The organism is Xanthomonas sp. WHRI 7945, from assembly GCF_035026585.1.
In genome coordinates, this window is the sequence record NZ_JAYIQP010000025.1 from 24,249 (window position 1) to 35,718 (window position 11,470).

At 69.3% G+C, this 11,470-nt stretch carries 10 protein-coding genes; 6 read left to right on the forward strand and 4 right to left on the reverse strand.

Going from position 1 to position 11,470, the window contains the following annotated elements; all coding sequences use genetic code 11:
• Position 1: 1 nt before the first annotated feature.
• A complete protein-coding gene (locus tag VDQ83_RS16585) occupies positions 2-2,341 on the forward strand; it encodes a phosphomannomutase/phosphoglucomutase (RefSeq protein ID WP_455435758.1) in 2,340 nt (779 codons plus the stop codon).
• 663 nt (positions 2,342-3,004) lie between these two features.
• Here the strand turns inward: VDQ83_RS16585 and VDQ83_RS16590 are convergent.
• Entirely contained in the window at positions 3,005-3,673 is a 669-nt protein-coding gene (locus VDQ83_RS16590) for a hypothetical protein (RefSeq protein WP_455435759.1), read from the reverse strand.
• An 18-nt stretch (positions 3,674-3,691) separates the two neighbouring features.
• A complete protein-coding gene (gene pyrE, locus VDQ83_RS16595) occupies positions 3,692-4,351 on the reverse strand; it encodes an orotate phosphoribosyltransferase (RefSeq protein ID WP_263396051.1) in 660 nt (219 codons plus the stop codon).
• 135 nt (positions 4,352-4,486) lie between these two features.
• Here pyrE and VDQ83_RS16600 point away from each other — a divergent pair, with 135 nt between their 5' ends.
• From VDQ83_RS16600 to VDQ83_RS16610, 3 genes are all read left to right on the forward strand, one after another.
• Positions 4,487-5,287 (forward strand): exodeoxyribonuclease III, encoded by an 801-nt coding sequence (locus VDQ83_RS16600; RefSeq protein WP_263396050.1) that lies wholly within the window; start codon positions 4,487-4,489, stop codon positions 5,285-5,287.
• Complete coding sequence (locus tag VDQ83_RS16605) at positions 5,284-6,645, forward strand: AmpG family muropeptide MFS transporter (protein ID WP_455435760.1); 1,362 nt, start codon at positions 5,284-5,286, stop codon at positions 6,643-6,645. The genes VDQ83_RS16600 and VDQ83_RS16605 overlap by 4 nt, the downstream gene beginning before the upstream one ends.
• 154 nt (positions 6,646-6,799) lie before the next feature.
• Positions 6,800-7,027, forward strand: a complete 228-nt coding sequence (locus VDQ83_RS16610) for a hypothetical protein (RefSeq protein ID WP_309918960.1) — start codon at positions 6,800-6,802, stop codon at positions 7,025-7,027.
• Between the two features lie 54 nt (positions 7,028-7,081).
• Here VDQ83_RS16610 and VDQ83_RS16615 read toward each other — a convergent pair whose 3' ends face one another.
• Together VDQ83_RS16615 and VDQ83_RS16620 are read right to left on the reverse strand one after the other, a co-directional pair.
• Positions 7,082-8,212, reverse strand: a complete 1,131-nt coding sequence (locus tag VDQ83_RS16615; RefSeq protein WP_455435761.1) for an anhydro-N-acetylmuramic acid kinase — start codon at positions 8,210-8,212, stop codon at positions 7,082-7,084.
• 87 nt (positions 8,213-8,299) lie between these two features.
• Positions 8,300-9,766 carry a peptidoglycan DD-metalloendopeptidase family protein gene (locus tag VDQ83_RS16620; RefSeq protein ID WP_455435762.1) on the reverse strand — a complete coding sequence of 489 codons (1,467 nt, stop codon included), beginning with the start codon at positions 9,764-9,766 and terminating at the stop codon, positions 8,300-8,302.
• A 168-nt stretch (positions 9,767-9,934) separates the two neighbouring features.
• Between VDQ83_RS16620 and tyrS the strand changes: the two genes are divergently transcribed.
• Positions 9,935-11,146: a tyrosine--tRNA ligase gene (tyrS, locus tag VDQ83_RS16625; RefSeq protein ID WP_455435763.1), complete on the forward strand. Its 1,212-nt coding sequence runs from the start codon at positions 9,935-9,937 to the stop codon at positions 11,144-11,146.
• A 121-nt stretch (positions 11,147-11,267) separates the two neighbouring features.
• Positions 11,268-11,470, forward strand: a 203-nt coding sequence (locus VDQ83_RS16630) for a hypothetical protein (RefSeq protein WP_455435764.1), incomplete at its 3' end; no start/stop codon positions are given.

Below are 11,470 nucleotides of genomic sequence, written 5' to 3' on the forward strand. Positions count from 1 at the left end.
CATGAGCGAGGCAACACAACGGCGGCCGGCGCCGGACGGTTTGCGCAAGGCGGCACCGCTGCTGGCGCTGCTGCTGGCCATCCTGGCCGCATGGTTCGGCTGGAGCGGCGCCCAGCAATGGCGCCAAGCGCATAGCGCCACAGCGCTGGAGCAGGCGCGCGACGCGGTGCTGGCGCAGACGTCGCAGGCGCTGGCGGCGGCCGGCAAGCGCTTCTCTGAGCAACTGCGGCAGCCCGCGGCGCAGGCCGCCCTGGCGCGCGGCGACGCGGCCGCGGCGGCGCAAGCGCTGCGCGAAGGCTGGAAGGAAGCGGAAGACGCGCAGGTGCTGGCCGGCGACCTGAGCGCCGGCTACGCCGACGTGGACCGCTTCGGCTACGGCCGCCTGGCGCTGCTGGAGAAGGCGCTGCTGACCGACGCGGTCGCCAGCGCGGTGGTGCGCGACGGCGGCGGGGCGCGGTTGGGGCTGGCGGCGCCGGTGACCCTGGGCACGGGCCCAGGCGTGGCCTACCTGCGCCTGCCGCTGCGCGTGCTGACCGCACCGGTGGCGCAGGCCACGGTCCCGGCGAGCGGCTACCTGGCGTTGCGCCAGGGCAGCTACGACGTGATCGGCGCCGGCGATAGCGGCCTGGCCGACCACGGCGACGCGTTGTCGCGCCCGATCGGCAAGACCGGGCTGCGGGTGGTCGCGGCATTGCCCGACGCCGAGGCCGGCCCGCTCGGCCTGGACGCGCTGCCATGCCTGATCGTCGCCGGCCTGCTCGGCTTCCTGACCCTGGCGGTGCTGCTGGCCGCGCGCGGCCGCCTGCCGCGGCCCAGCCGCGCCAAGGCCGCCGCCGCGGGCGCCGAGCAGGAGCCCACCCTGCGCCAGAGCCTGCAGCAGCAGGAGCCGCCGCCGGCGCCGCCGTTGCCCGAGGGCGAGGCCGCGCCGGCGAGGCTGGCCCCGGCGCAGACGGTGCCGGCCGCCATCTTCCGCGCCTACGACATCCGCGGCGTGGTCGGCCGCGATCTCAGCCCGCAGGTCGCCGCGCTGATCGGCCAGGCGATCGGCGCAGTGATGCAGGAGCAGGGGCTGAACGAGGTGGTGGTCGGCCGCGACGGCCGCCTGTCCGGCCCGGAACTGTCGGCGGCGCTGATCGAAGGCCTGCGCCGCGCCGGCTGCCACGTCACCGACATCGGCCTGGCGCCGACCCCGGTGGTGTACTTCGCCAGCTTCCACCTGCGCGCCGGCAGCTGCGTGGCGGTGACCGGCAGCCACAACCCGCCGGACTACAACGGCTTCAAGATCGTGGTCGGCGGCGAGACCCTGTCCGGCGCGGCGATCACCGACCTGTACGCGCGGATCAGCGAAGGCCGCCTGCCGACCGCGGCCGAACCAGGGCGGCTGGAGCAGCGCGACGTCGGCGACGACTACATCCAGCGCATCGCCGACGACGTGCAGCTGGACCGCCCGCTCAAGGTGGTGGCCGATGCCGGCAACGGCGTGGGCGGCGAACTGGCGCCGCGGCTGCTGGAGGCGATCGGCGCGGAGGTGATCCCGCTGTATTGCGATGTCGACGGCACCTTCCCCAACCACCACCCCGATCCCAGCGAGCCGCACAACCTGGAAGACCTGATCCAGACGGTGAAGCGCTTCGACGCCGACCTGGGCATCGCCTTCGACGGCGATGCCGACCGGCTCGGCGTGGTCACCAAGGAAGGCACGGTGATCTATCCCGACCGCCTGCTGATGCTGTTCGCCGCCGACGTGCTGCAGCGCAATCCCGGCGCGCTGGTGATCTACGACGTCAAGTGCACCGGCAAGCTGTCGGACTACGTGCTGCGCAACGGCGGCAGCCCGATGGTGTGGAAGACCGGGCATTCGCTGATCAAGGCGAAGATGCGCGAGACCGATGCCGAGCTGGCCGGCGAGATGAGCGGGCACTTCTTCTTCAAGGAGCGCTGGTACGGTTTCGACGACGGCCTGTACGCGGCGGCGCGGCTGCTGGAGATCCTGGCGCAGCGCGAGGAGAGCCCGTCCGAGGTGCTGGCCGAGCTGCCCGACAGCGTGTCCACGCCGGAGATCAAGCTGCCGCTGGACGGGCAGGACGCGCATGCGCTGGTCGCGCAGCTGGTCGCCGCGGCGCAGCAGGACGACTCGCCGTTCGCGGGCGCGCGGCTGCTCACCATCGACGGCCTGCGTGCGGACTTTCCCGACGGCTGGGGCCTGGTGCGCGCGTCCAACACCACCCCGGTGCTGGTGTTGCGGTTCGAGGCCGACAGCAGCGCCGCGCTGGAGCGGATCAAGGACCTGTTCCGCAGCCAACTGCAGGCGCTGCTGCCGTCGCTGGCACCGGGATTCTGAGGCGCGCATAGTCCCCGGAGGGGCTTTCGGCCCCGGCTGCATCCGCAGCCGCGGGGTCCGATGGGCTTCATTTCGTCGCGACCGAAGTCGTTCCCGCAAGACGCGTGAGCAGCTGGCTGGGTGCACTGTGGGAGGGGCTTCAGCCCCGACTGCATCTGAGGGGCAGCCCAAGCCTCCTGGCTTCATTCGTCGCGACCGAAGTCGCTCCCACAAGACACGCGAACAGTCGGCTGGGTGCACTGTGGAGGGGCTTCAGCCCCGACTGCATCCCGGTGGACGTCCCAAGCCTCCTGGCGTCGTTCGTCGTGACTGAAGTCGCTCCTACAAGACGCGTGAGCAACTGGCTGGGTGCACTGTGGGAGGGGCTTTAGCCCCGACTGCATCCCGGGGGCCGCCCAAGCCTCCTGGCTTCGTTCGTCGCGACCGAAGTCGCTCCCACAAGACGCGCGAACAGTCGGCTGGGTGCACTGTGGGAGGGGCTTCAGCCCCGACTGCATCTCGGGGGCCGCCCAATCCTCCTGGCTTCGTTCGTCGCGACTGAAGTCGCTCCCACAAGACGCGTGAGCAGCAGGCCAGGTGCATTTGTAGGAGGGGCTTAGCCCCGACATCCCTGCCGCCGCGGCAATGGAGTCGCCCGGCACTGCCTCTCGCCGGACGCTGCCCTCAGCCGCCGGTCGTCGTCGCGGTTGCCGCCGTACCTGGCCGCTTCGCCGCGCGATAGCGTTGCAGCGTGTCGTCGATTTCCTGGTCCAGGCCGAGCCGCTGCTGCTCGAAGTTCTTCTGCATGCGCAGCTGCCACAGCAGCGCACGATGCCGCTGCTGCACGTCCTCGGCAATCTTGCCGGCCACTTTCTGCCCGGCCAGCTCGCGCGTGCCGGCGTTGGCGAGCACCCCGACCAGGCCCTCGCGCAGGCTGTTGACGTTGTAGCGCGCGGTGTTGATGTTGTTGTCGACGATGCCGATGCGCTCGGAGAACACCCGGCGCAGTTCCTCCTCGGTCTGGAACGACAGCAGCATCGCCTGGTCGGTGCGCTTGCGCGTCTCCAGCGCCGCCTGGTCGGCGCGCTGCTGCGCGGCATCGGCGGCGGCCGCGGCGCGTTCCTCGGCGCTCAGCGCGCGGCCGACCACGCCGCTGCGCAGCCCGCTCTTGGCGTTGAATTCGTCGCGCGCCTGGTTCACCGCTTCCGGCGGCAGCGCATCGCTGCACACGCGCTGCCCGCCCTGGTTCCAGCAGTACAGTTTCTTGGACGGCGCCGGCTGCGCCGCGGCCGGCAGTGCAAGCAGCACGAGCAGGGCCGGCAAGGCGCGGCCCCAGCGTTGTTGGATCGGCATCGTGGCAGCCCCCTGCTGTCAGCCTGACGGATCGCAGCCGTAGCGTGCCCGGTAGGCCAGCAGCGGTTCGCGGAAGCCGACAAGGTCCGCGTTTCCATCGATGAATGCAAGCAGGTCGCCCAGGTGCGCGACCGACACCACAGGAATGCCGGCCTCGGCCGCCACCGCCTGCGCCGCCGAGCGCCGGTCGTGCTCGCCGGCGATCTCCTGCCGGTCCAGCGCGACCAGGATTCCCGCCGGGATGCCGCCCGCTTCGCGGATGATGGCCAGCGCCTCGCGGATCGCGGTGCCGGCGGTGATCACGTCGTCGACGATCAGCACCCGGCGCCCGGCCAGCGGCGCGCCGATCAGGCTGCCGCCTTCGCCATGCGCCTTGGCTTCCTTGCGGTTGAACGCCAGCGGCAGGTTGCGGTCGCGCTGCGCGTACTCGCAGGCCAGCGCGGTCGCCAGCGGGATGCCCTTGTAGGCCGGGCCGAACAGCAGGTCGAAATCGAGCCCGGCCGCGTCGGCCGCATCGGCGTAGCACGCCGTCAGGCGCACCATCGTGGCGCCGGAATCGAAGCGCCCGGCATTGAAGAAATAGGGGCTCAGGCGCCCGGACTTCAGCGTGAACTCGCCGAAGCGCAGCGCTTGCGCGTCCAGGGCCAGTTGCAGGAAGCGTTGCCGGTAGTCGGTCATTGGAGTGCAGGGATTCGCGATTGGGGATGACAGGATTCGTGAAAGCATAGCTGGTCGCGGCCGTGCAGCGTCCACGCATGGGGTACGCTTTCACGAATCCCCAATCCCCCCATCCCGAATCCTGGTTCTTCCTCCATGCGCATCATCAGCTTCAACGCCAACGGCCTGCGCTCGGCCGCCACCAAGGGCTTCTTCGAGTGGTTCTCCGGCCAGCACGCCGACGTGCTGTGCGTGCAGGAGACCAAGGCGCAGGAGCATCAGCTGGCCGGGCCGGCGTTCCTGCCGGACGGCTACCGCGCCTGGTTCCGCGATGCCAGCACCAAGAAGGGCTACAGCGGCGTGGCCATCTACAGCAAGCGCGAGCCCGACGAGGTGCGCACCGCGCTGGGCTGGCCCGAGTTCGACGAGGAGGGCCGCTACCTGGAGGCGCGCTTCGGCAACCTGAGCGTGGTCTCGTTCTACATCCCCTCCGGCTCGTCGGGCGAACTGCGCCAGGGCTACAAGTTCCAGGTCATGGACTGGCTGCGGCCGATCCTTGTGGAGTGGCTGAACAGCGGCCGCGACTACGTGCTGTGCGGCGACTGGAACATCGTGCGTTCGGCGCTGGACATCAAGAACTGGAAGTCCAACCAGAAGAATTCCGGCTGCCTGCCGCCCGAGCGCGACTGGCTCAACGGCCTGTGCGCCGACCGCGCCGAGGAGGCCGACCCGGCCGGCGGCCGCGGCTGGGTCGACGCCTACCGCGCGCTGCACCCGGACGGCCAGGACTACACCTGGTGGAGCAACCGCGGCGCCGCGCGCGCCAACGACGTCGGTTGGCGCATCGACTACCAGTTCGTGACCCCGTCGCTGCGCGAGCGCCTGCAGGGCTGCTCGATCTACACCGCGCAGCGCTTCTCCGACCATGCGCCGTTCGTGGTGGATTACCGCGAATGAGCGTCGCCGCCAAGCCCCGCCAGTCCTGGAAGCAGGTGCTGACCAATCTTCGTCAGCGCAAGGTACTGGCGATGCTGCTGCTGGGCTTCAGTTCCGGATTGCCGCTGTACCTGGTCGGCAACACGCTTGGCTTCTGGATGCGGAAGGAAGGCGCGGACCTGAGCACGATCGGCTTCCTCTCCTGGGTCGGGCTGGCCTATTCGCTGAAATTCCTGTGGGCACCGATCGTCGACAAGACCGACGTGCCCGTGTTGGGCAGGCTCGGTCGCCGGCGCGGCTGGATGCTGCTGTCGCAGATCGTGGTGGCGGTGGGTCTGGTCGGCATGGCGCTGATCCAGCCCAAGGGCGGGAATCTGCTGTTCCTGGGGCTTGCCTGGGAGCACATCGTCGTGTTCGGCGTGATGGCGATCCTGGTCGCCTTCGCTGCCTCGACCCAGGACATCGTGATCGATGCCTGGCGCATCGAGATCGCCGACAACAGCGAACAGCTCGGCCTGCTGACCTCTTCATCGGCGCTGGGCTATCGCACCGCGCTGCTGGTCACCGATGCGCTGATCCTGATGATCGCAGCGCGGGTAGGGTGGCAGGTGTCCTACGAGGTCATGGCGGCGCTGATGGCGGTGGGCGTGGCCGCCGTGCTGATGGCGCGCGAGGTTGCCGCCGTGCAGGCGCAAACGGCGCGACTGTGGACGCCGCGGGGCTTGTTCGACGCGGTGCTGGGTCCGTTTGTTGCCTTTTTCCGGGAACACCGCAGCGCCGCTATCCTGATCCTGCTATCGATCAGTGTTTATCGCCTGGCGGACTTTGTGATGGGCCCTATGGCCAATCCGTTCTACGTCGACCTCGGCCTGTCCGAAGACATCGTCGGCGCCGTGCGTGGCTCGGTGGGCCTGGTGGCGACGTTCTTCGGCATCGCCGCTGCCGGCCTGGTCTCGGTCCGCTGGGGCGTGCTGGCCGCGTTGCTGGCTGGTGCCGTCCTGGGCCCGTGTTCGAACCTGGCCTTTGCCTGGCTGGCCTACGACGGGGCGGACCTGCCCCGCTTCGCGACGGCGATGGCGATCGACAATTTCGCCAATGGTTTCGCCGGCACGGCGTTGATCGCCTACATGTCCAGCCTGACCAGCATTGGCTACACCGCCACTCAGTACGCATTGCTCAGCTCGTTCTACGCCATGCCCGGCAAGGCCCTGAAAGGCTTCTCCGGCTGGTCGGTGCAGACGCTGGCGCAAGGGCGCACGCTGCTGGAAGGGTACGCGCTGTTCTTCATCGGGACCGCGCTGATGGCGATTCCCGTGGTGATCCTGTGCACGGTGCTGATATTCCAGCAGCGCCGCCGCGCGGCCGCTGCGCCTTCCTGACGCTCGCAGATGGCCGCCGCGGCATCGGCGCTGCCCGGGGACGCTGCAGCGTCCCCGAGGCAGGCATCGGCACGCCGGTGATTGAAAGCCTCCAGCGAGTTGCGGATGATGGGCGCGGCGCATGGGGTGCGCCGCCGTCCGCTGGGGAGTCCGCATGACCGATCTGCTGTTGCGCGACATCGACCCCATCCTGGTCGATCGGATCCGCCGCATCGCCGTGGCCCGTGGCTGGACCCAACACCAGACCGTGCTCAGCCTGATCGAGCAGGGCCTGTTCGCCAGCGAGCACGAAGTGCGCAGCGGCTTCGAGAACCCCGAAGTGGATGTGCTGTCCGAGGCCATCGCCGCGCTGCGCGAGCTGCCGGCGGGCACCGGATTCTGAGCCGCGCGCCGCGGCCATCGGCGCAGACCGAGCCGCTGCCGCGCAGCGCTACGCTCACGCCAGGTGGATGGCGCCCAGGATGCGCGGCCCGCGCGCGCCGCTGACCGACGGCAGGTTGCCCGGCCGCCCGGCCAGGGTCTGCCGCGCCAGCCAGGCGAAGCCCATCGCCTCCACGTAGTCCGGATCCAGGCCCATCGCCTGGGTCGACAGCACCTGCACGCTGGGCAGCCGCGCCTGCAGCCGCGCCAGCAACAGCGGGTTGTGCACGCCGCCGCCGCACACCAGCAACTGCCGGGTCGCCGGCTGTTGCGCCAGCAGCGCATCGGCGACGGTGGCCGCGGTCAGTTCCAGCAGGGTCGCCTGCACCGCCGCGGCCGGGTGCGCGGCCGGCGCCAGCTGCGCATCCACCCAGCGCAGGTGGAACTGCTCGCGCCCGGTGCTCTTGGGCGGGGCCAGCGCGAACCAGGGATCGCCCAGCAAGCGCTGCAACAGGCCCTCGTCGACCTGGCCGCTGGCGGCGAACGCGCCGCCGGCGTCGTAGGGCTGGCCCAGGTGGCGCTGGCACCATGCGTCGAGCAGCGCGTTGGCCGGACCGGTGTCGAAGCCGCGGACATCGCCGTGCGCCGGCAGCAGGGTCAGGTTGCCGATGCCGCCCAGGTTCAGCACCGCCCGGTCCTCGTGCGCCGCGCCGAGCATCGCCGCATGGAAGGCTGGCATCAGCGGCGCGCCATGGCCGCCGGCGGCGACGTCGCGGCGGCGGAAATCGCACACCGTGGCGATGCCGGTCAGCTCGGCGATGCGGTTGCCGTCGCCCAGCTGCCAGGTGAAAGCGGGATCGGCCAGCGGCCGGTGGCGCACGGTCTGCCCATGCGAGCCGATCGCGCGCACCTCGGCGGGCGCGACCCCGGCCTCCTCGAGCAGGCGCAGCGCGGCCTCGGCGAAGGCGATCGCCACTTCGGCATCGAGCCGGCCCAGCGTGTCCAGCGAATCGATGTCGCCGCCTTCGCCCAGCGCGATCAACGCCTCGCGCTGGCGCGGCGCCCAGGCATAGGTGCGGCCCAGGCGCAGCTGCGCCTGGCCATCAGCGCCGAAGCGCACCAGCGCGGCGTCGATGCCATCGGCACTGGTGCCGGACATCAGGCCCAGGAACAGGGCGGCGTCGTCGGTGGCGGTCGGTTCGGGCATGGCAAGGCCTGGGCAGCGGTCAGCGCCGCAGCGTGGGCGAGGGGCGGCGGCGCGTCAATCGGCGCCTGCCCCGGACGCGACGTGCGCTCAGCCGGCGTCGTTGGACGCCGGCTTGGCCGAGGCGACGGTCTTCTTCTTCTTCGGCGATGCATCGTTCTTCGCCGGCGTCGCGTCGGCGTAGATCAGCTTCTCCACGCGCTGGATGCGGGCCAGCGCCGGCGAGGTCTGCGCACGGAACGCGGCCAGCTCCGTGCCGGCCAGCGGCGTGGGCGGCGGCATCGTCACCGACGCCGGGTTGCGCTGCACCCCGTCCACGCGGAATTCGTAGTGCAGGTGCGGACCGGTGGCCATGCCGGTCATGCCGACGAAGCCGATCACCGTACCCTGGTTGATGCGCTGGCCCGCCCTGATGCCGCCGAAGCGCGACATGTGCCCGTACAGCGTGCTGTAGCCCTTGCCGTGGTCCAGGATCACCACATTGCCGTAGCCGCGCTGGGTGCCGACGTACTGCACCTTGGCATCGCCGGCGGCCATGATCGGGGTGCCGGACGGTGCTGCGTAGTCGATGCCCTTGTGCATGCGCATGGTGCCCAGCACCGGATGCTTGCGCGCGCCGAAGGTCGAGCTGATGCGGCTGTAGGACACCGGCATGCGGATGAAGCTCTTCTTCAGCGGCCGCCCGGTGACGTCGAAGTATTCGGCCGGCTTGCCGTTCTGCTCGAAGCGGAAGCCGCTGTAGGTCTTGCCGCGGGTGGTGAAGGTCGCAGCGAGGATCTTGCTGGTGTCGATCCGCTCGCCTTCGCGCCAGGTCTCGTCCATCACCACGCTAAAGCGGTCGCCCGGCTGCAGGTCCTTGTCGAAGTCGATGTCGTACTTGAAGATCTCGTCGGTCATCGTCGCGATCGCCGACGGCGACAGCCCGGCCCTGCGCGCGGCCACGTACAGCGAACTAGTGATTTCGCCGCTGATGACCGCGGTGCGGGTGCTGGTCTCGCGCTCGGTCACCTTCTCGCGGATGTCGTCGCCGAGCAGCGACAGTTCTACCCGGTGAGTGGCGTCGCGGTCGAAGCGGATGCCGCGCAGGCTGCCGGCCACAGGCAGGTCGAAGCCGATCTCGGCGCCGGGGCGCAGCTTGGTCAGCGCCTCGCGGGTGCCTGGGTGATCCAGCACCTGGTGCATCACTGTGGCCGGAATGTCGAGCTGCTCGAACACCGCGCCCAGGGTCTGCCCGGGCTGGATGCGTACCACCTGCCAGCTGTCGCCGGCCACGCCCTGCTGCTGGGCCAGCGAGATCGGCGGCAACGGTAGCGGCAGCGTCGCGTGGGTGGTCTGCAGCGGCACGTCGATGGCATTGGAGAAGCCGGGCACGATCGTGGCCACCAGCGCGCCGATGGTGGCGAACAGGCTGGCGTGGATCCAGTGGCGGCGCGTCCAGCGGCCGGTGGGGAAGTGCTGGGTCAGCTGCCGATGCAGTGCGGTGTCGTGAAGGACATGGAGACGTTGCTGGAAGCGCTGCTTGCGCGCGCGTTCCTGATCGCTTTCGCTGTTCTGCATCAAGGCATCCTCGTGAGCCCGAAGCGCGAGCTCAAAACTCGGCTACCATAAACATCGATCAACAGCGCGTCAAACCATTGAGCCGGCTCAAGTTTTCGCCGGCCGTGCGGTTAACTTGCACTTAACGCCATTCATGTTTGTCCGGATGCAACCCGTCGGAGTTCCGTTTTGTCCACGATTGAAGAGTCTCTTGCCCTGATCGGCCGCGGTGCCGACGAAATCCTCAAGCGCGAAGAGCTGGAAGCGCGTTTGCGCACCGGCCGCCCGCTGCGCGTGAAGGCCGGTTTCGACCCGACCGCGCCGGACCTGCACATCGGCCACACCGTATTGCTGAACAAGATGCGCCAGTTCCAGAAGCTGGGCCATCAGGTGATCTTCCTGATCGGCGACTTCACCGGGATGATCGGCGACCCCACCGGCAAGAACGTCACCCGCAAACCGCTGACCCGCGAGGACGTGCTCGCCAACGCGCGCACCTACGAGGAGCAGGTGTTCAAGGTGCTGGACCGCGAGCGCACCGAAGTGCGCTTCAATTCCGAGTGGTTCGGGCAGATGAGCGCCGCCGACATGATCCGCCTGGCCGGCCAGCACACGGTGGCGCGCATGCTCGAGCGCGACGACTTCGCCAAGCGCTACGCCGCGCAGCAATCCATCGCCATCCACGAATTCCTGTATCCGCTGGTGCAGGGCTACGACTCGGTAGCGCTGAAGGCCGACGTCGAGTTGGGCGGCACCGACCAGAAGTTCAACCTGCTGATGGGCCGCGGCCTGCAGGAGCACTACGGTCAGCCGGCGCAGATCGTGCTGACCATGCCGCTGCTGGAGGGCCTGGACGGGGTCAACAAGATGTCCAAGTCGCTGGGCAACTACATCGGCATCAGCGAACCGCCGATCGACATCGTCACCAAGACCATGAAGATCGGCGATGAGCTGATGTGGCGCTGGATCGAACTGCTGTCCTTCGAGATCGGCCTGAACGAGGCGCAGGAGCTGCAACAGCAGGTGCAGGCCGGCAGCCTGCACCCGCGTGAAGTGAAGCTGCGCCTGGCGCGCGAACTGACCACGCGCTTCCACGACGCGGCAGCGGCCGAACAGGCCATCATCGGCTGGCACGCGGTGGTGACCGGGCAGGGCGACACCAGCGCACTGCCGCTGCAGCAAGTGACGGTGCCGGCCGAAGGGCTGCGGATCGCCGCGTTGCTGACCGCCGCTGGGCTGACTGCCAGCAACTCCGAGGCCAGCCGCAAGCTGAAGGAACGCGCAGTGCGCGTCGCCGGTGAAGTGGTCGAGGATCCGCAGCAGAATTTCGCGCCCGGATTCGAAGGCGTTCTGCAGGTGGGCAAGCGGACCTTCGCCCGCGTGAGCCTGGTCTCGGCTTAAATACGCGGCCAAGCGCCGGCTGTCGGAGGCGCTGCCGAGTGGCTTCCAAGCGTGATCTGCGGTATGCGATGCGATCTACTGCGTGGTGTGAATCGCATAACGCGCGTCTGGCGACGGCGCAGTGAAAAAATCTTTCACACCCCCTTCCCAAGCGCCGCGTTTGCAGCCATACTTTCCCTCCCCCGACGCAACGCCTTGCGGCAACGCAACAGCAACGCGGAAGGGACGTCGAAAGCCTCCTCAAAAAGGTATTGACGGCAACAAAAAAGCCGCTATGATGGGCGGCTCGGTTCAGCGGAAAGCCTTCGGGTTTGGGTTGAACCG

Excerpts from the sequence above, each read along its gene's own strand:
- VDQ83_RS16615 (WP_455435761.1), bottom strand. The coding sequence starts at position 8,212 with ATGCCCGAACCGACCGCCACCGACGACGCCGCCCTGTTCCTGGGCCTG.
- VDQ83_RS16600 (WP_263396050.1), top strand. The coding sequence starts at position 4,487 with ATGCGCATCATCAGCTTCAACGCCAACGGCCTGCGCTCGGCCGCCACC.
- VDQ83_RS16585 (WP_455435758.1), top strand. The coding sequence starts at position 2 with ATGAGCGAGGCAACACAACGGCGGCCGGCGCCGGACGGTTTGCGCAAG.
- VDQ83_RS16605 (WP_455435760.1), top strand. The coding sequence starts at position 5,284 with ATGAGCGTCGCCGCCAAGCCCCGCCAGTCCTGGAAGCAGGTGCTGACC.
- pyrE (WP_263396051.1), bottom strand. The coding sequence starts at position 4,351 with ATGACCGACTACCGGCAACGCTTCCTGCAACTGGCCCTGGACGCGCAA.
- VDQ83_RS16620 (WP_455435762.1), bottom strand. The coding sequence starts at position 9,766 with ATGCAGAACAGCGAAAGCGATCAGGAACGCGCGCGCAAGCAGCGCTTC.
- VDQ83_RS16590 (WP_455435759.1), bottom strand. The coding sequence starts at position 3,673 with ATGCCGATCCAACAACGCTGGGGCCGCGCCTTGCCGGCCCTGCTCGTG.
- VDQ83_RS16610 (WP_309918960.1), top strand. The coding sequence starts at position 6,800 with ATGACCGATCTGCTGTTGCGCGACATCGACCCCATCCTGGTCGATCGG.